The organism is Rossellomorea sp. GQ25 (assembly GCF_059758515.1).
Genome location: NZ_JCAXEQ010000002.1, coordinates 492,148 through 511,008 on the forward strand (window position 1 = coordinate 492,148; position 18,861 = coordinate 511,008).

Annotated in this window: 19 protein-coding genes; 3 read left to right on the forward strand and 16 right to left on the reverse strand. The window is 43.7% G+C overall.

Translation table 11 applies throughout. The features are described from left to right. Positions 1-5: 5 nt before the first annotated feature. The 4 genes from AC6CIB_RS08280 to AC6CIB_RS08295 all read right to left on the reverse strand — a co-directional run bounded on the left by AC6CIB_RS08280 (position 6) and on the right by AC6CIB_RS08295 (position 4,647). Positions 6-881, reverse strand: coding sequence for a PTS system mannose/fructose/sorbose family transporter subunit IID (locus tag AC6CIB_RS08280; RefSeq protein ID WP_498279551.1), 876 nt, complete (start codon positions 879-881; stop codon positions 6-8). Further along, complete coding sequence (agaW, locus tag AC6CIB_RS08285) at positions 871-1,647, reverse strand: PTS N-acetylgalactosamine transporter subunit IIC (RefSeq protein ID WP_498279553.1); 777 nt, start codon at positions 1,645-1,647, stop codon at positions 871-873. Before agaW ends, AC6CIB_RS08280 begins: the two co-directional genes overlap by 11 nt. Before the next feature lie 18 nt (positions 1,648-1,665). Beyond that, positions 1,666-2,139, reverse strand: a complete 474-nt coding sequence (agaV, locus tag AC6CIB_RS08290) for a PTS N-acetylgalactosamine transporter subunit IIB (protein ID WP_498279555.1) — start codon at positions 2,137-2,139, stop codon at positions 1,666-1,668. A gap of 1,089 nt (positions 2,140-3,228) precedes the next feature. After that, positions 3,229-4,647, reverse strand: a complete 1,419-nt coding sequence (locus AC6CIB_RS08295) for a YfcC family protein (RefSeq protein ID WP_498279557.1) — start codon at positions 4,645-4,647, stop codon at positions 3,229-3,231. Between the two features lie 119 nt (positions 4,648-4,766). Between AC6CIB_RS08295 and AC6CIB_RS08300 the strand changes: the two genes are divergently transcribed. From AC6CIB_RS08300 to menC, 3 genes are read left to right on the forward strand one after another with little or no spacing between them, the layout of a single operon-like run. Next, positions 4,767-5,564 carry a MurR/RpiR family transcriptional regulator gene (locus tag AC6CIB_RS08300; RefSeq protein WP_498279559.1) on the forward strand — a complete coding sequence of 266 codons (798 nt, stop codon included), beginning with the start codon at positions 4,767-4,769 and terminating at the stop codon, positions 5,562-5,564. A gap of 14 nt (positions 5,565-5,578) precedes the next feature. After that, positions 5,579-6,709 carry a M20 peptidase aminoacylase family protein gene (locus tag AC6CIB_RS08305; RefSeq protein ID WP_498279561.1) on the forward strand — a complete coding sequence of 377 codons (1,131 nt, stop codon included), beginning with the start codon at positions 5,579-5,581 and terminating at the stop codon, positions 6,707-6,709. A gap of 2 nt (positions 6,710-6,711) precedes the next feature. Beyond that, complete coding sequence (gene menC / locus AC6CIB_RS08310; protein WP_498279563.1) at positions 6,712-7,857, forward strand: o-succinylbenzoate synthase; 1,146 nt, start codon at positions 6,712-6,714, stop codon at positions 7,855-7,857. 202 nt (positions 7,858-8,059) lie between these two features. On the opposite strand, the gene AC6CIB_RS08315 is transcribed toward menC, so the two are convergent. From AC6CIB_RS08315 to AC6CIB_RS08370, 12 genes are all read right to left on the reverse strand, one after another. Next, positions 8,060-9,307, reverse strand: coding sequence for an MFS transporter (locus AC6CIB_RS08315; protein WP_498279565.1), 1,248 nt, complete (start codon positions 9,305-9,307; stop codon positions 8,060-8,062). A 69-nt stretch (positions 9,308-9,376) separates the two neighbouring features. Then, positions 9,377-9,616, reverse strand: coding sequence for a hypothetical protein (locus tag AC6CIB_RS08320; protein WP_498279567.1), 240 nt, complete (start codon positions 9,614-9,616; stop codon positions 9,377-9,379). 62 nt (positions 9,617-9,678) lie between these two features. Further along, complete coding sequence (locus AC6CIB_RS08325; RefSeq protein ID WP_498279569.1) at positions 9,679-10,404, reverse strand: DnaB helicase C-terminal domain-containing protein; 726 nt, start codon at positions 10,402-10,404, stop codon at positions 9,679-9,681. Further along, positions 10,325-10,582 carry a hypothetical protein gene (locus AC6CIB_RS08330; RefSeq protein ID WP_498280587.1) on the reverse strand — a complete coding sequence of 86 codons (258 nt, stop codon included), beginning with the start codon at positions 10,580-10,582 and terminating at the stop codon, positions 10,325-10,327. The genes AC6CIB_RS08325 and AC6CIB_RS08330 overlap by 80 nt, the downstream gene beginning before the upstream one ends. A gap of 340 nt (positions 10,583-10,922) precedes the next feature. Further along, on the reverse strand, positions 10,923-11,690 hold the full coding sequence (locus AC6CIB_RS08335; RefSeq protein ID WP_498279571.1) for an HpcH/HpaI aldolase family protein: 768 nt from the start codon (positions 11,688-11,690) through the stop codon (positions 10,923-10,925). A 28-nt stretch (positions 11,691-11,718) separates the two neighbouring features. Further along, positions 11,719-12,420, reverse strand: a complete 702-nt coding sequence (locus AC6CIB_RS08340; RefSeq protein ID WP_498279573.1) for an alpha/beta fold hydrolase — start codon at positions 12,418-12,420, stop codon at positions 11,719-11,721. A 3-nt stretch (positions 12,421-12,423) separates the two neighbouring features. Further along, positions 12,424-13,047, reverse strand: coding sequence for a cupin domain-containing protein (locus tag AC6CIB_RS08345; protein ID WP_498279575.1), 624 nt, complete (start codon positions 13,045-13,047; stop codon positions 12,424-12,426). A gap of 46 nt (positions 13,048-13,093) precedes the next feature. Then, entirely contained in the window at positions 13,094-14,524 is a 1,431-nt protein-coding gene (locus AC6CIB_RS08350) for an aldehyde dehydrogenase family protein (RefSeq protein ID WP_498280529.1), read from the reverse strand. Then, the gene (locus tag AC6CIB_RS08355) at positions 14,521-15,747 is read right to left on the reverse strand and encodes an iron-containing alcohol dehydrogenase (protein ID WP_498279577.1); all 1,227 of its coding nucleotides are present in this window, start codon (positions 15,745-15,747) and stop codon (positions 14,521-14,523) included. Before AC6CIB_RS08355 ends, AC6CIB_RS08350 begins: the two co-directional genes overlap by 4 nt. 52 nt (positions 15,748-15,799) lie before the next feature. Beyond that, on the reverse strand, positions 15,800-16,993 hold the full coding sequence (locus tag AC6CIB_RS08360) for an ester cyclase (protein ID WP_498279579.1): 1,194 nt from the start codon (positions 16,991-16,993) through the stop codon (positions 15,800-15,802). Positions 16,994-17,048: 55 nt separating this feature from the next. Further along, positions 17,049-17,810 carry an SDR family NAD(P)-dependent oxidoreductase gene (locus AC6CIB_RS08365; protein WP_498279581.1) on the reverse strand — a complete coding sequence of 254 codons (762 nt, stop codon included), beginning with the start codon at positions 17,808-17,810 and terminating at the stop codon, positions 17,049-17,051. 3 nt (positions 17,811-17,813) lie between these two features. Beyond that, positions 17,814-18,845: a LacI family DNA-binding transcriptional regulator gene (locus AC6CIB_RS08370; protein ID WP_498279583.1), complete on the reverse strand. Its 1,032-nt coding sequence runs from the start codon at positions 18,843-18,845 to the stop codon at positions 17,814-17,816. Between the last annotated feature and the right edge of the window lie 16 nt (positions 18,846-18,861).

Below are 18,861 nucleotides of genomic sequence, written 5' to 3' on the forward strand. Positions count from 1 at the left end.
CCCGCTTACAGAATGGTACCGAACGGGAATGGTATTTCACCAATAATGCCAATGATCACTGTAATCAAAATGAGTAGTACCGGTGACAAACCGCGTTTCAATAAATAGTACATCAATAAGGTATAACCCAAAGGTAGAATATTAGGCATGACCTTATCCAGCAAATCTTCCTGGATCGCGATTTCTGCTTTTCCCGCATGAATGACCAGATTGGCAGATACGTTGACAAAAGAAGCGATCAGTCCGCCCACTACGGTCAATCCAACGATAGAAGCTGCATGGGAAACTTTTTTCGTATTTTCTTTTAAGGAACTGATGGCATTGGTTCCCGTTTTGTATCCATATCGCATAAGTCCGAAACGCAGGGCAAAGTGAACGATGTTGAAGATCACAAGAAACACAAGAGCCCCCATCGGACTACCATCTGCCCCAAGGGACGCACCGATCCCGATACAAATCGGCAGGAGTGTGAGCCAGAACAGCGCATCCCCGATTCCACCCAACGGCCCCATCATAGCCACACGGATCGACCTAATGGTATTTCGATTCTGCTTCTTCTCCTCCATGGCAAGCACAATTCCCATAATGATATTCACCAGGAAAGGATGGGTATTGAAGAATTCCATATGGCTCTTCATCGACTTACTCAGGTCGTGCTTATTCTTATGGATCTTTTTCAACCCTGGAAGGATGGAATAAAGCCAGCCTGCTGCCTGCATCCTTTCGTAGTTGAAAGACGCCTGGAGCAACAAAGAACGCCACACCATTTTATTGAGATCTTTCTTCGTCATTACCTGTTCACTAGAATGATCTTCATAATATTCTGAATCTTCAACGTGTACTTGAGGCTTTTGATCAACAGCTGCTTGTTCAGATGCCACGACCTCTTCCCCCTCTCACAGCAGCTCCCTGGCCGCCGGATGTCTTGTAAAAGTCATACATAGCAATAGCAAGGCCAATCAGTGCGACTGCGATAATCGGCATTTCCAAATACGTGACAAGGATGAAACCTACGATGAGATAAGCTACATACTGCTTTTTCAGCATGATTTTCAAGAGCATGGCAAAACCGATTGCCGCCATCATACCTCCCGCTGTCCCAAGCCCTGTGACCAGCCATTCCGGCATCGTCTCGACAACATTCCTTGCCGCTTCTGCCCCAAAATAGATAGGAAGGAAGGCAACAACAAAGTAAAAGACGAACAAGGTAAGAATCCCCATGTAGTTAATTCTGTCGATCCCTTTTGTGTTGGCAGCCTCTGCATATCGGTCTGCTTTGTGCATAACAGGTGAAAAAGCTGTAAACATCAAGGTGATACAAGCCTGGACCGCAACGGCAAACGGTACAGCGATTCCAATGGCCACCTGTGGATCCTGGCCTGTTAAGATAGCAAATGCCGTTCCAATAATTCCCCCTATCACCACGTTCGGAGGTTGTGCCCCTGCCAGTGGAACCATTCCTGCCCATACTAATTCAATGGCTGCACCGGTGATGACACCTGTCTTCAAATCTCCAAGAATGAGTCCAATAATGACCCCCGTTACAATGGGGCGATGGATATGAAACAAACCATTAAACAAATCAATCCCTGCGATACCTGCCCATATGGCAATCAATAATGCCTGAAGCAAGATTTCCTGGTCCAACAAGATCACACCTTTCCCTTATAAAATGGTATAAATATCATCTGGCCTTTCATCCGGAACACGACGTACTTCAAGCTTCACACCCTGTTCCTTCAAGTCACGGAAAGCTTCTTTATCAGATTCATCAACAGAAACAGTAGAGAACACTTGCGTTTTGCCTTCTGAGAAGTGCATATTTCCGATATTCACTTTATCGATCGGGACACCTCCTTTCACAAGACGATTTACATCCTGTGGTGTTTTGACTACTAAGAAAATATGTTGGTCATCCGATGCGTCATGGATAATATCAATGGTTGTCTGAACCGAAAAAAAACGGATCCCTATCGCTTCCGGAACGACCATCTCCATCAAATCTTGCTGCACTTCATCTTCTGCCACCACATCATTCGCCACAACAATCAGATTCGCCCCAAGATGATTGACCCACGTCACACCAACCTGCCCATGCACAAGACGATTGTCAATCCTTGTCAATAAAATATTCGGCATGATCTTTTCCCCCTCCATTATTAACATTGTATTTTTTGAACCCCTTTCACCAGGATAAGGTGATCAGGTGACCGTAACCTCAAAACCTACCACTTTCTTTAAACCATTCATCCCACTTGAGCAGCATCCACAAATGTTCCCTTTCACTCTCTTAATCAAGGAAATTATTTGCGGACCACTATTCAACCCTTATATCCATTTATCTTATGAAATAATATCGTTACGTTATGACATCATTACCAGTTAACCCATGTGAAAACCTGATTCATGGTGGGAATGAAATTAAATTACATAAAGGTACGTATAGGATAAAGCATGACGTGATCTCTTGTTGGTTAAGGAACAAAAGCCCTTTTACACGATCCCTCTTTATTCATTCAAGTCCAGTCTACTTGTTGTATTCAAAATGGATTAGGTTTAAAGCTTTCACGTTCAGTGGGAAAATTTCGGTGTTTTCTTGCCTAGGAAGCAGTTTTAGTGGTAGTGAGGTCATTACCAGTTAATTCATGATAAAAGAATCCATCGCTTTACGCCCTTCGCCAGCGTTATTTCACTTGTCTTTTATCATTACTGATAACATGTATTTCACTTTGGAGTATAAATGTAATCGCATTCATTGTCAATATGGAATATCGAATTTTCTAAATTATGCGAAAATAAATTCCTTGGACGTAAACCCGTTTGGAATCAGAATCGACAGAACTAGAAATGGAAAGGTCAGAAGCAAGGTGAAAATCATAAATAATCGGTTGCGAAGTGAGAAAAACATAGTGCCTCCATGGTCGATGCTTATTATTTGAAGAGTGAAACTATTATTCTTTTAAATATACCATAGAATGAGGGTGGGAAAAAGACAGAAAGATAGGGGGAGGTTGGAATATGATTATAGATATTTAGAGGGTGCCCGCTTTTGCGAAGACACCTAAATCGTTAAAGGAGAAATAAGGGTGAGCATCTGAAATATTAAATGTTAATAAAAGGTTTGATAGATTTTGCCTACTGGCTTTCTATCAAACCTTTTATAGTTTAATCGAATATTATCTTACACATTTCTACACACGTCCCAAAACTATTACATTGTAATGAACCTTAAAATGGCCCCCAGTTCATCAAAACCCCTATTGTAAGAAAGATAGAACCAAGCACAATCCAGATCAACAATAAAGGCATCATAAAACGAATCCACTTAGTCCAAGAGATCCCGGCTATCGCCAAATTTGCCATAAGTATCCCAGATGTTGGAGTTATGGTATTCGTAAACCCATCGCCCATTTTGTATGCTTGAACAGCCACTTGACGAGGGATTTCCATTAAGTCTGCAAGAGGTGTCATGATAGGCATAACTATCACAGCTTGTCCACTTCCTGAGGAAACAAGAATATTGAAGATTAAATTGGCTACGAACATAACCAATGCACCTACCACGCTGGTGAAAGGGGTCATCATGGTGGCCATCCCTTCGACAACGGTATCGAGAATCCTACCATCTTCTAGAATGACAACGATGGAGCGGGCCATACCGATAATTAATGCGCCGTATACTAATCCTTTCGCCCCTTCAAAGAATTCGGATACGAGTTTATTCGGACTCATTTTCGCAATGATGGCTGTACCTGCAGCGATGATCAAGAAGATAGCGGCCATTTCATTCAATGACCATTTATATTGAAATACACCGAAAACATAAATACCAATTCCTACAACCAACCATGCCAGGACAAGCTTGTGCAGTCCTGTTATTTCCTGTTTCCCCGAAACTTCTTCCTTTTGATCAATTTTTGGAAATGGTGTCTTTCCTAAGACGCTTTTGGAAGGGTCATTCTTAATTTTCTTAGCGTAATAGGCCACATAGGTAACGGTTGAAATCAATATAGCGATATATATAACAATTCTATAGCCTATACCAGAAAACAATGGAAGTTGTGCGATTTGCTGAGCAGTTCCTGTAGTCAGAGGATCTAAGAATGCAGTATTAAAACCTGCATATGCGCCTAAATAGATAATGGCTACTCCGACGATGGCGTCGAGCTTCATGGAGCGAGCAAGGATGATACCAATGGGTATAAAAGCAATGACGGCATTGACAATGATACCTAGCGCTCCAAAAACTGAGAATAAAATACTGACACCTGCAATCAATAGCAATTCTTTATTCCTAGTCTTTTCAATCGTTTTGAGGATTAGTGCATCTATTGCTCCCGTCGATTCAATGACTGCAAATGCTCCTCCAATTATCAACACTAAGAAAATCAGTGGTGCAGAGCTGATCATTCCTTCTTGAATTGCCAAGAACACATCCATTAAGGTAGCAGGGGATGACTCCACATTCTGATAGCTGTCTGGAACGACCATTGTAATGCCATCCACTTCTTCTCTCGAAAACTCTCCAGCAGGGATTATGTATGTCATGATAGCAATTAATACGAGTATCCCAAACAAGATGACATAAGCATCGGGTATACCCCACTTCCGTTTCTTTTCTTTTGACGTGATTGTTTGAACTTCCATCGTTTTCTCCCTCTCCCTTCTTAATCTTCTGAATATTCTGTTGACTAACACCATATTAAATCATACAATTTAATTTAACAACAATAATTTAAAAACTTTATTCTGATGGAGATTTGATTATGGCTTATTTAGAAAATACTCAGAAAAACTATCATCACTTAACAAAAGGTCTTAAAAAGGTCGCAGAATCCTTACGGGCAAATCCTGTTCTGTTCGCAACACACCCTGCGAAAAAAACAGCTGAAATCATTGATGTCAGTGAAACAATGGTTATTCGCTTTTGCAAAGCGATCGGCTATGCAGGCTATGGGGAGTTACAAAAGGATGTTCAACAAAGTCTTTTATCCTTAAAGCCTCCAAAAAGGGATAACGATCACGAACAAGTGAATTCTTTCGAACGAATCATGCAATCTGATGAAGAGAACATTCATCAGGCATCCCTCAACATTGATTGGGAAGTTGCCAAACAAATCGTTGATTGTCTCGTTCAATCCGAGTCCACCAACATAGTCGGATATTACCACTCGTTTTCCTATGCTCACTGGTTTTATTTCCTGTTGCATCATTTAATTGATAACACCTCCCTTTATCGACCAGAAACGGATATCGGTTTCACGAAAAAAGGAAGCGATCATACGGTTATCATCTTTTCCTACTACCGTTATGCCTTAGAGGGCATCCGACTTGCAAAGGAAGCTAAAGAAAACGGGAACACGATTGTAATCATCACAGATTCCCAGCTCTCCCCCATTGCTGAATATGGTGATTACGTTCTTACCATTCACTCAGCAAAGAAATCGATACTTGAAAAAGGACCCATAACGTTTTCAGTGTTAAACGCTTTGCTTCTGCACGTTGCTCAGAAAACGGGAAAAATGGACTTTGTTAATCCGGCCAACACCTATTATATAAAGTGAGAGGAGAACTTATAATGAACGCACCCTTTAAAGAGAAGATACGGAATACCTTTGATTTCCTCCATGCCAACCCTGAAATAAGCTGGGAGGAAAAGAACACCACCACCTATATCGAAAACACGCTTAAACAAGCCGGTTGTCATGTACAAACGTTCGAAGACTGTACTGGGGTAATTGGCGATTATGGGAACTTCAGTGGAGATGTTCCGATAATTGGAATACGGGCAGATATCGATGCACTATGGCAGAAAGTCGACGGGGAGCTACAGGCTAATCATTCCTGTGGTCATGATGCTCATATGACCATGGTCCTTGGGGTTATGTGGAAAATTCAGGAGGATGAGCAACTAAAAGACAATATTGGTATTCGCTTTATCTTTCAACCTGCAGAGGAAGTCGGGGCGGGTGCATTAAAGATGGTCGAAAAGGGCGTTGTGGATGAAATCGACTATCTATATGGTATTCATCTACGTCCCATTCAGGAGACGGCGAATGGCTTCGCCTCACCTTCGATTCTTCACGGAGCGACAGGCTCATTCGCATTTGAGATAAAAGGGGACGATGCCCACGGAGCCCGTCCCCACTTGACTCACAATGCCATTGAAATTGGAAATCATATCCTTAATACATTAAATACGATTCATTTAAATCCAAGCATTGCCCATTCTATCAAAGTAACTAAATTTCAAGCTGGAGGAAAGAACCTTAACATTATTCCAGGCAGTGCAGCTATCGGTCTTGACCTCCGTTCCCAAACCAATGAACTCATGAAAGAATTGCATGAGAGAGTAAACGAAATTCTTCATACAACAAGTGAATTGTATGGAGTACCGATAGAAGTGACGAAAGATTACGGTATAGCTGCGTCAGTAGTGAGTGAAGAAGCACAAGAATATGCACACAGAGCAATCGTGAATGTGTTGGGAGAAGAGAAAGTGAACCCTCCACTTGTGACACCCGGCGGGGATGATTTCCACTTTTACACCATTAAAAAGCCTTACCTTAAAGCCACTATGGTAGGCCTTGGCTGTGATTTAAAACCCGGCCTCCATCATCCTGATATGGCTTTTGAAAAGGACTCCTTGTTTAATGGCATCGAGATTTTGACAGAAATTGTGAAACTCCATTCCAGGAAGGATGGGTAAGAATGAAACCAATTTTCATTAAAGAAGTGATTCTTCACACGATTAACGTTTCTCTGAAATCTCCTTTCACTACAAGTTTCGGAACTATTCAGACAAAAGAGGTCTGCCTAGTAGAAGTAATTGATGAATCTGGTTTATCTGGATGGGGAGAAACCGTCACAAGCGACGAGCCTTACTACAATGAAGAAACGACCCAAACGGCGTTATATATTCTAAAAGACTTCCTCATTCCAAAATTGATTAAGAAAGAAATCAGCCATCCGAAGGAAGTCCACCAAATGCTTTCCTTCGTACGGAGGCATCAAATCGCTAAAGCTGCAATTGAAACGGCCATTTGGGACGTCTTTAGTAAAAAGAACCATAAACCTTTATGTGAAGTCCTCGGGGGACACCAGAAAAAGGTGGCTGTTGGAAAAAGCATTGGAATACAGAATTCCCCTGAAGAACTTGTCTCTAAAGTCTCTCAATACGTGCATGAAGGCTTTCAAAAGATCAAAATAAAAATCGCCCCCGGTGCAGACATAGAGTATATCAGGAAAGTCAGAGAAGCATTTCCTGACATCAATTTAATGGCTGATGCCAATTCAGCCTATTCACTTAAAGACATAGAGCACTTGAAGCAAATAGATCAATATAATCTACTTATGATCGAACAACCCCTCGCCCATGATGACATCATTGATCACAGTGTTCTTCAGGGAGAAATGTCCACCCCGATCTGCCTTGATGAAAGCATCCACAGCTATGAAGACGCGCGAAAGGCCATTGAACTGGGCAGCTGTAAAATCATCAATATTAAAATTGGACGCGTAGGAGGATTACAGGAATCAATTCGAATTCATGACTTATGTAAAGACCACAACATCCCTGTATGGTGCGGCGGTATGCTTGAAACAGGTATCGGGAGGTCCCATAACCTTCACATGACAACACTTTCTAACTTTACCATTCCTGGTGACACCGCCCCTTCTTCCCACTACTGGAAAGAAGACATCATAACGGAAGATATCGTCATGGAGAACGGCTATATTCAGGTACCATCAGGAACCGGGATAGGTGCAGAGATAAGCAGAGCTGCTCTGCAAGAAAGACTGATCCGCTCTGAATCTGTAGTCAGTGATTATTCGGTGCATCCGATACCAAGCTAGAATTTAAAGGGAAAAGGACAGATGGCTGCTTTATAGCATACATCTGTCCTTGGTTTCTAAAATCAACAACGATTCTTAATGGTGGTTTAATCACCATTTTTAGCACTAATGAATAACGTGGCTTTGCCGAGGAGCTTATTATTCCATAGAGACAGCACTCTGTCTCAGGAAATAAAGCCGGGGAGCGGACAAGACCCCTGCCCTACCCCTGCTTACCAATTGCACCCTGCTCTTCGTTTAAAAACATCACACCGATCAAGCCAACCATTGAGAAAATCATCGGGGTGAAGAAACCGTAGAAGTATCCATCACTGATACTGCCCGATGTGGACTGAACACTTTCCAATATAGAGCCAAAAACGCCAGGCAGCAATACGGCACTTAGAAATCCACCCGTATTCGCAAACCCTGAAACGCTGCCGGATTCCGTTACAGGAAAAGATTTACGAACTGCGGCAAACGTCAATGAATTTGCCCCGAATCCAAATCCTAAAATAAAGAATAGGATTATCACCAGGAAAAGTGGTGGTTGCCCTTTAAATAATAGAAAGGCAGTCCAACACATTAAAACCGTGATATGAAAAACAACATAGGGCCGTTTAATTTTTCCCAAATAGCTTGAAACCCATCCTATAAGCGGTGCTCCAACTAGTGCTCCAATTAGACTGATCATAATGACCTGACTTGCTTCTATACGTGTCATTCCATATACATCCATTGCATAGGGAACCGCCCATGAACCGATAAACCCTATATATCCTCCTACAATCCCAAAGTGACACAAGAATAATGCCCAGGCCTGTCGATTTAAGAATATTCTTCGCAGTAACACTGGTATTTTTTCATGTTCTAATGTACTTTTCACAAGTAACGGCTGTTTTGGTTTTTTGACAAGTATCAAAAAAAGAAAAAAACTCCATACACACAAAAGAATCCCCGTTGATAGAAATGATCCCCTCCATCCAAACGAGACGATCACTGCAGAGAAAGGAACGGTCGCCAATAGGAAGCCCAGGCTTCCTGTCATCCCTGCCAAACCAATTAATCGTGGGAATTCCCCCTTGCCAAACCACACACTCAGTATTAACACCATACTTACCCAGATGGTCGCATCCCCGATTCCCGTTAGGATTCGGGCAAAAAACAGGATAAAGGCATGTGTGCCCAAACTATAAAGGATTGTACCTATACCAGTAAGTGCCGCACCGGAAACAAGAAAAAGATTCGGTCCATATCGATCAACCAATATACCCATTGGAATTTGTAAGCCAGTGTATACAAAAAACTGAATACTTGCCACCAATCCTATCGTGGAAGCCTTCACACTAAAATCAGCCATTAATTTGTCTGTAATCAAACCCGGAGCCGTCCGCTGACTCGATATGATTAAGTAAGTAAACAATACGGAAGCAAAGATAACCCATCTGAATCTGTTAGTGCGTATGTCCAATGCTATCTACCCCTGTTTGCTTTTATTCCTATATATATGGGGGACTTTATAAAGTAGTAACATAATTTACTATCCCCCAGCCTCCACCACACCCAGCATATCCATCATTACCGCAAACGCCTGATCAACCCCTGACAAAATCCCAGCCTCCTTACACCCCTCCCACATCTCCCGATAACTCACAAACACATACCCATCCTCACGCCTCACCCGCTCGTCACCCAGCAACCCCATCACCACACCAAACACCTTCAAACTCTCAATCCGAAACTCCGACGCGTTACCCTTTGCATACTCCGTCACCAACATCCCAATCCCTCCCCATTTTCATCATCAAACTCTGAGCCAAGGGACCTGTCCCCACGGCTCACTCAAACCGAAGCACCAGAACCGTCCCCCTGCGTCCATCCACCCCGAAACCGCCCAAACTCCCTCACAAACTCCAACTTCACCGTTCCCACCGGCCCATTCCGGTTCTTCGCAATCTTCACTTCCACTTCCTGCCCGTTCTTCGAGTCCGGATAGTAATAATCATCCCGGTACAAAAACAACACCACATCCGCATCCTGTTCAATATTCCCCGAGTCACGCAAATCCGACAGCCTCGGACGCTTGTCATCCCGCGATTCGACTCCCCTTGATAACTGTGACAACAATATAATCGGAATCCCAAACTCCTTCGCCATGCCCTTCAGCTGCTTCGTAATATGTCCAATCGCAAGATTATGCCGGTCAAACCGCTCTTTCACCGTAATCAGCTGCAGGTAATCAATCACCACGAGAAACGGCTCCGTCGGGTACTCGCGCTTCAGATTCATGATCCGCTGTCTGATCTCAGGCAGGGTGATCATCCCATTTTGCGAGAGTTCGAGCTTCGCTTTGTACACGGCGTTCATCGCCCCATGCATCCTCGGCATCTCTTCCTTAGTCAGATACTTATAGGGATTCTGCCATTTCATCATGTTGATATCCGTGAGACTTGAGAGGAGGCGCTGCATGATCTGCCTGGAGCTCATCTCAAGGGAGAACACCATGCCCACCCCCTGCTCCCTCGTGCATTCCCATGCAAGCTGGATGGCGAAGGCGGTTTTCCCCATGGAGGGTCTCGCAGCGAGGATAATGAGCTCCTTCCTTCCACCCTCCCGTCAGAGCATTCAGGCTCTCGAATCCCGTCGAGACACCGGGAAGTCCGTCCCTCTCCATATAAAGAGATTCATAGAGATCCATGATGATCTCGTCCTTCGTTTCTTCTTCTGTGATGGTGTTAGTATGCATGTCAATGAGTGCTTTGTAGAGGCCCTGTGCGGATTCCGGGGTGTAGGCGTTCAGGAAGTGATGGGCCGAGTTCCCTTGATAAGGCTTAGTTCGTAATACTTCAGGACAATCTGTTCATACTGCTCGATGTTCACCGTCGTCTGGCAGTAGTTGGCAAGCGCCAGGAGAAACTGATTAAATGAGAAAGGCTTAAGAACCTCTATTGAAATACCTTAATTCTGAAATGCTGAGTGGCACCTATTGGGAAAATTCTTCTATATGCAAAAAAAGCCTTCCATAACGGAAAGGCTTTTACTTTTTATAATTGAATATTTCGCCATTTATATAGCTCATGGATTATTCAATTTCTCACTCTTTCAGTACCTTCTACCACTCCCTGAAGTGCTTTAAGAATAACTGAATTCGCTACAACCCCTACATAATTTGCCCCTTTTTCAAAAGATTGTTGCGCTCCTGTCATGTCAGCAGCTACAGTTCCAATTGCAACATTTTTTTCTGAGGCCATCTCATACAATATTCGAAGGACTCCTTGTACTTCTGGATGCCTGGCACCTTCTCCTTTAAACCCCATATCAACCGATAAATCCGTTGTACCGATGAAAATAGCATCGATACCTTCAACACCCATAATCTCCTCAATATTCTCCACCGCTTCAAGGGTTTCTATATGTGGAATGACTAAGATGTTTTCATCGGAGCTATCTAAGAATGCCTTCCCCCCTTCATTTCCATAGCGCGCCGCCCTGTGTGAATAAGCGACACCCCTGGTTCCTAAAGGGGGGAATTTCGCCCTTTTCACAGCCTGTATGGCGTCATCCCTTGTGTTGACCATCGGGATTTGTACTCCTTTGGCCCCTCTATCCAAAGCCTTCTGGATACTGGAAGGATCATATGAGACTCTCACAATGGGGACTAAATCCACTGATTCGGCTGTCCGAATCATGTTTTCTAATTCAGAAGGACTGAATGCACCATGCTCGTCATCTATGACCACGAAATCGAATCCGGCATACCCTATCATTTCAATGAAGTTAGGAGAATAGAATCCAATGAAACTTCCAAGTACTCTTTCCCCGTTTCTGAGTTTGTCCTTTACAGGATTGACCAATGAAATTACCTCCCTACTTTACATCCTTTCACTTAATCAGCCAGTTGCGTAAAGCAGCCGTCACTCCTTCTGGTTGCTCCAAACTGCTTAAATGCCCACAGTGATCGACGACAACTAACTGTGACTCTAAAATATATGTCCGCATTTCTTCATGTAAGGACAATGGACAAACTTGATCATCCCTTCCTACTAAAAGGAGAGTGGGAACGTTAATTTCTCTTAAGCCTTCCCGAAGGTCAGAACGCGTAGAAACTGCCTTTAATTGCTGCACATATACTTCTGGCCCGATTTCCTCCGCCATATTCCTTATGGTTGATACTAGACCACTATCTTCTTGCCTGCTGGGATGAATGAGATTCGGTAAAAAATTTTCCTCTACTATGCTTAGAAACTGCCCAGATTCCACCTTTGAAATAAGGTCCTTCCAGCTTTCCAACTGCTCTGGCTTAGGGCCATGTGGATTCGAGTCCAATAGGGCAAGTCTGGTCACTCTTTCTGGTGCTTGCCGAATGACTTCCATTGCTACAATCCCACCAAGTGAAAGCCCAGCAAGAGCAAAGTGTTCAGGGGCATGCTTCAAGACTGATTCAGCCATTCCCACTATGGTGTCTGCTTCAGTTAACATAGAGACGAAAGGATCGGAAACATCAGTCAGATGTTCCAACTGATGCTCCCAAAGTCTCTCATTACATAGCGTACCCGGTAATAATACTAACGCTTCTTTCTTCATCTACTATTTTTCTCCCGCCCGCAGCTTCTCCGCCATTTGTTTCTCAAGTGCGGAAAAATTCTCAGGTTTGATCATTTTTCCTGATTGATCTGCATGGAAGCCATGTTCCGCAGCTTTCCTGACGACCTGTGGAGCCCAGTATGGATCTTTCCCGTTGAATACTTCATGCTGTTCAAGCACGGCAAAGATCCAAGCATCTTCATCACTGATATTTTCAAAGCCTCTCCATAATCCTGGCGGCAGAGAAATTAAATCCCATTCTTCAATAATGGTTTCACCCTCGATCTCATCTTCACTATTCCCCCAATAGAAACGCCATTTTCCGGAAAGAGGGAGGAACGCCTCAATGTAGTCATGAGTATGATAAGCCGGTCCATTCCCTGGAGGTGCTTTCACCATGCCAATTTGAAACCCGTGTGGTTCTGTGATTTCAGGGGAATAGGCATCATTTTCACTGGCGGTATCCCCAATTAGTGCGTAATTTAGGCGTTGATGACCAGGTATGATACTATCAATAAACATGAGAGGAATGGCTTTTGATTTTAGATTATTAAATCGGACAATCCAGTTCTCTTCCATCTTTTCATTTGTTACGTGTCTTTTTACTTTCGGTTGTTCTGTCGGCATATGAAACTCCCTTTCTATTATTCAGAATGTTATTTATTTACTATTCTTACAATTTAAACGTCACTAATTTCAGTTCTGTCATCTCTTCCACGGAATATTTGATTCCTTCACGGCCGGTACCGCTGTTCTTTACTCCCCCATAAGGCATATGATCGACTCTGTATGTAGGGATATCATTAATCATGACTCCCCCGACTTGGAGTCGATGCAGTGCATCGAATGCTTTATGAACAGAGGTAGTATAGATCCCCGCCTGCAATCCGTATTCCGAATCGTTCACGAGTTCAATCGCTTCATCCAAAGAACCGTAGGGTGTAATCGTAACAATGGGGGCAAATGCTTCCTTACAGTTTAGGGATAGAGCGGATGATCCCCCCGTGATCACAGTTGGGTGTATGATGGCATCCTCCCGCTTTCCTCCATACAAGATGCGCGCACCTGCTTCTGTTGCTTCCTTGAACCACTCTTCGATCCTTTCTGCCTCCCCTTGATTGATCATGGCCGATAAGTCTGTGCCTTCTGACAGGGGATCGCCGATCACAAGCTGTTTCGTTCTTTCAACGAATTGATCAACAAAAGATTCATAGAGTTTTTCCTGCACGTAGATCCTCTGCACCGAAATGCATACTTGACCGGCAAATGAATAAGCACCTTCCACACATCGATCAACAACAGCATTGATATCCTCCGACCCATCGACGATGACAGCAGAGTTCGAACCCAGTTCAAGTGTTACTTTTTTCAGTCCTGCTTTTTCTTTAATGCCAAGCCCAACCTCCACACTCCCTGTAAAGGTGACCATTTTTACTCTCGGATCTTTTACGAGCTGATCCCCAATGACACTGCCTCTCCCCGTGACTACATTTAGCCCCCCTGCAGGTAGGCCTACCTGTTCGAAGATTTCCGCAGTCAGGAGAGCGCTTAAAGGCGTCTGGTTCGCCGGCTTCAGGACCACTGAATTCCCGGCAGCAAAGGCGGGACCCAGCTTATGGGCCACTAGGTTGAATGGGAAGTTAAAGGGCGTGATCGCTGCAATGACCCCTAAAGGCTCACGGATCGTAAAGGCAAAGCGGTCCTTTCCACTCTTGGCGGCATCCATGGGAATGGTTTCCCCATGAATCCTTTTCGCCTCTTCGCTTGCAAATTTATACGTTTCAATCGTTCGCGCGATTTCAGCACGAGCTGCCTTCAGTGGCTTAGCACATTCCATGGCAAGGATTTCCGCTGCCTCCTCAGACCTCTCTTCAAAAATACGCGAAACCCGCTCAAGGATTTCCGACCGTTCCAAGGAAGTCATCTGCTTCATTTTCTCAGAACCTGATTGTGCACTTTCTAAGGCGTCTTCCACTTCACGCTCATCTGCCAGTGGGACGCTGGCAATGACGTCTCCGCTGAATGGGGATTTTAAATCATAGTAATCCTTTGCTTCCTGCCACCTGCCATCAATGTAGAGTTTCTTTTTTAATTGATTTTTCAGCAACCTTCATCACGTCCTTTCTCGTATCCTACGAATGCCTTTTGATAAATGTCTAAGATCTTCTTTTCGGTCAATTGATACGGCGTGTTGGACAAAAGGCGATCAATCTGTGAGGCTTGCCCGGCAAGAAGAGGCAAGTCTTCCTCCATGATCCCAAGCTCTGCTAATGATGTCGGGAGTTCAAGATTTGTCAGTAATTCATATAAATACCCCACTACTGCCTTAAGCGCTTGATGTGGATTTTTTGAGTAATCTCCTAATGCAAGATAGCTTGCAACCTCTACCATTTCCTGAGTGCACGTTTTCCCTGTCTCTTCGAAAACATAGGGCATAAGGAGAGCGTTGGCAACCCCATGTTCGATGTGATACTTTCCACCGAGCGGGTAAGCTAAGGCATGGACGGCCCCCACACCTGCATTGGCTAACGAAACTCCAGCCAACATGCTTACCCAGCTCATTCCGATGCGTCCTTCCATGTCCTTCCCATGATGAACTGCCTTTGTAATATTCGAACTAAATAACTTCATGGCCTTTTCAGCATATATCTTGGTTAAGGGGGTAGCTTTCACGGCAACATACGATTCAATGGCATGAGTGAAAGCATCCACTCCTGAAGCAGCGGTGACCCTTGGCGGACAGGAGCGGGTAAGAGCGGGATCGATGATGGCGAGATCCGGCAGAAGATGCTTGCTGACAATCCCCCGTTTTACTTCCACTTCTTCATCTCCGAATATGGCATTCATCGTCACTTCCGATCCGGTTCCTGAAGTCGTCGGAAGCAGAATGCACTTGACCTGTCTGGATTCAATGGTTTTGGTCCCACTTAAATAAGGACTCACGTTATCTTTATCAACCAGAGCTGCCGTCGCTTTAGCAACATCCAGAGCGCTTCCGCCTCCGATGCCGATCACGAGTTCACTTCCTGATTTCTTCACAAACTCTACTGATTTTTGTACCAAAGTAAAGGTCGGTTCTCCTTCAATATCTGTAAACACGTTACTCTCGATTCCTGCCGATTCCACTAATTCCAGTACACGTTCAACGACTCCAACCCGTTCAAGACCTTTATCACTAATAATGACGACTCTACTAACATCTAATTTCTTAATCTCATCGGGTAATGAATAAAATGTGTCGACTCCAAAACGGACATTCCCAGGCATATGAAAATCCTGATGACATATACTTGATGGATCTTTCTGAATTGACGTTTGTACTGACATTGTATTGCCTCCTTATTGAATGCGCATTCAAAACCAAATATTGAAAGATGATTTATTTGTATTTTCCGGATTCTGTATCGTCAGCATTAGACTCTGTACCTAAATAGATTTGCCTCAGTACATCCAACCCGTCAAATGTCATCCATTCTTCTACAATTTTTTCATTCCTCACTTTCAGGTGAGAAATCCCTAATACCTCTACTGTTTTTCCACTTGGATGTCCAAAATATCCAATCCCCTCATGAATCCCTTGCAATCTCCACCTTACAGCAACATCCCATTCGCCCTTCTGGACTCCCTCGTTACAGGTCACTCTCTCGACAATACATTTAGCACGTGGGAAAGAGGCAAACAAACTGACTAGCATTCCTTGGATCTGGCTGGTCCCAATCAAATCTTTATTGCAAATATAATGGACTACCGCATGATCTGCGTAGAAGTTCTTCACATGATTAAATAATCGCCATTCCCATACTTTGTTGTACATTTCTAAAATAAAATCACCAATTTCAAAACCTTCCGACTTTGGAGAATAAACTGGAGGCATCAGCTGCCCTTCCATTGTCCCGCTTGAACCGAAGTGGGATTGCAATGCCGGGGTCTTGTTCTCCGAATTCTGTGCCAGTTTCTTTGCCACTTCTATTGGATCATATCCTAACTGCTTGACTAGATACAGGTTGTCTCGTACAAGCCACTCTTCCACGATCCGGTTTGAATGGACAAAGCAGTCAACCGTGGTTCGGAAGAAAACTTTCTTACCTGTAGCGGGCCCGAATGAGGAATCCCCCAGGTTGGTTGCACTCGATGCAATTCGATGAGAAGAGAGAAATCCTTCCTCATCATTGCCTGACCATATGACATTTTCCCCAACCAGCCTTCGATCCGGAAAGGCGTGCAAAGCCTGTAAGGTCCCTGACACAACCTCATTGACCCCCTGTATATGGTCCATTCCCGTGTGCATGGTGACATCATTATGATAGGTTTGATAGATAATTCCGATTCCTTTCTCTTCCCAGATGCGATGGGTGATCTTGATGATATAATCCACAAAATCGAGATACTCCTCATCAAACCCATTCATTCGTTGTTTACGTTTTGTATTCTTTGAAAATTCATTGTAATCCGAATAGCCAACCCGGTTCACTTCGTTTGAGTCGCCATAGAATACGTTGTCATGTTGAGGTACTTGATTAAGAGGACGATCCATTTCTACTTTTTCCTCTTTTCGTTCATCCACTTTCGGCATCTTGATTCCTCCTCTTTTTTGAATGCGCATTCAAAATGCATTAAAATGATTTTCTTTAAATCGCTGTCCACCCACCATCCACCTTGATTGTTTCACCCGTCACAAAGTTTGCCATGTCTGACGCCAGAAATAGGACCGCTCCTGTCACATCGGAGGGCTGTGCGAGTTTCCCTAATGGGATTCTATTTAGAACATCTTGATAAAATTCACGATCTTCAAACATGCTGGAGGTTAGTTCCGTTTCAATAAAAGTCGGGGCGACTGCGTTTACCTTTATATTGTAGGGAGCCCATTCAACGGCAAGAGCCTTTGTCATTTGAACCGCCCCCCCCTTACTGGAACAATAGGCTGCCCGCTTGATATAGCCAACGAATGCCATCTGTGACACAATGTTGATGATCTTCCCACTTTTTTGTGGAAGAAAATACTTCGCTGCACGCTGAGAAGAGAAGAAGCTTCCTTTAAGATTTGTATCAACGATTGAGTCCCAATCTTCCTCCGTCACTTCCATGGCTGGTTTAGGAATATTCACACCGGCGTTATTAACCAGTACATCTAGTCCCCCCATATGAGCGACAGCCTCATCCACCATCTTATGAATGCCAGCAACATGCCGGATGTCAGCCTTCACATAAGAACAATTGGGGGAATAACGATTTAGCTCAAGGACAGCAGCTGACAGGGCTTCATCATTCCTCCCTGAAATCACCACTGTTGCCCCCAGTTTGGCAAAGGAAAGCGCTATATCCTTTCCAATGCCTTTACTTCCTCCAGTAACCAAGACACTTTTTCCTTTCAATTCATCAAAATGCGGCAATTCTTATCCTCCTTTCTCGTTCCTGCATACTCCCGTTGTTTTTCGTTGAACTAAATCGGGTTCTAATATGATTTGAAACCCTTCATCTTTCCCTTCCCCCTCTTCAATCAGGGAGACCAGTTTTTCCAACGCGAGGGTTGCCATTTTTTCTTTCGGTTGGGTGATGGTGGTGAGTCCAATATATTGATTTTTAGCCAAATCAATATCATCAAATCCGACGACTGATAATTCTTCCGGTACCTTGATGTTTTCACTTGCTGCAGCATCTAACACGGCAAGGGCCATTTGATCGGAAGCAGAGAAAAAGCTCGTTGGCCGATCACTCTGTTTTAATAACTTTCTCGTGAATTGATATACTTCATCGTAAGAGAACTCTTTATCATAGACAAACTGTTCATTTCCTACTATGCCTAAGTCCGCAAGTGCTTCTTTGTATCCTAAGTTCCTCAAGTGGGTGGTTACATACTTCGAAGGACCTGCAATATATCCAATACGACGGTGGTTTAGTTGATAAAGATGTTCCACCGCAAGTCTTGCTCCTTTGTAGTTGTTGACGGCTATATAATTAGCCTTCTCGTGTTCCAAGATACTGTTGAAAAGAATGACAGGAAATCCTTGATCATACAATTCTTTAATCCTTTGATTGTCCTTATCTGCAGAAGCAATGATGATCCCATCGACTCGCTTCCCTTTAAGGGTTTGGATGTATTTATCCAGATTCTCTTCGTTATGATTGGTATTGCAGAGGATCACATCATATTGCATCTCCTGTGCTTTTCCCGTAATCACTTTAGCTGATTCTGCAAAAAAGGGATTCGTGATATCCCCGACAATTAACCCGATTGTTCTCGTTTTATTACTGGCAAGGCTTCTGGCAATCTCATCTCTTGTAAACCCTAATTCCTTTATCGCTTCAAGGACTTTCCTTCTTGTAGATTCCTTGATATGAGGATAGTTGTTCAGGACCCTGGAAACTGTAGATTGTGAAACGCTTGCCTTTTTGGCCACATCATATGCACTAATTCTGCCGTTCATTTTTCAAAACCCTTTC

Bases quoted from the DNA above. Each gene is read 5' to 3' on its own strand.
- agaV (WP_498279555.1), bottom strand. From the start codon at position 2,139: ATGCCGAATATTTTATTGACAAGGATTGACAATCGTCTTGTGCATGGG.
- AC6CIB_RS08295 (WP_498279557.1), bottom strand. From the start codon at position 4,647: ATGGAAGTTCAAACAATCACGTCAAAAGAAAAGAAACGGAAGTGGGGT.
- AC6CIB_RS08300 (WP_498279559.1), top strand. From the start codon at position 4,767: ATGGCTTATTTAGAAAATACTCAGAAAAACTATCATCACTTAACAAAA.
- AC6CIB_RS08305 (WP_498279561.1), top strand. From the start codon at position 5,579: ATGAACGCACCCTTTAAAGAGAAGATACGGAATACCTTTGATTTCCTC.
- menC (WP_498279563.1), top strand. From the start codon at position 6,712: ATGAAACCAATTTTCATTAAAGAAGTGATTCTTCACACGATTAACGTT.
- AC6CIB_RS08320 (WP_498279567.1), bottom strand. From the start codon at position 9,616: ATGTTGGTGACGGAGTATGCAAAGGGTAACGCGTCGGAGTTTCGGATT.
- AC6CIB_RS08325 (WP_498279569.1), bottom strand. From the start codon at position 10,404: ATGGGGAAAACCGCCTTCGCCATCCAGCTTGCATGGGAATGCACGAGG.
- AC6CIB_RS08330 (WP_498280587.1), bottom strand. From the start codon at position 10,582: ATGCATACTAACACCATCACAGAAGAAGAAACGAAGGACGAGATCATC.
- AC6CIB_RS08340 (WP_498279573.1), bottom strand. From the start codon at position 12,420: ATGAAGAAAGAAGCGTTAGTATTATTACCGGGTACGCTATGTAATGAG.
- AC6CIB_RS08345 (WP_498279575.1), bottom strand. From the start codon at position 13,047: ATGCCGACAGAACAACCGAAAGTAAAAAGACACGTAACAAATGAAAAG.
- AC6CIB_RS08355 (WP_498279577.1), bottom strand. From the start codon at position 15,747: ATGTCAGTACAAACGTCAATTCAGAAAGATCCATCAAGTATATGTCAT.
- AC6CIB_RS08360 (WP_498279579.1), bottom strand. From the start codon at position 16,993: ATGCCGAAAGTGGATGAACGAAAAGAGGAAAAAGTAGAAATGGATCGT.
- AC6CIB_RS08370 (WP_498279583.1), bottom strand. From the start codon at position 18,845: ATGAACGGCAGAATTAGTGCATATGATGTGGCCAAAAAGGCAAGCGTT.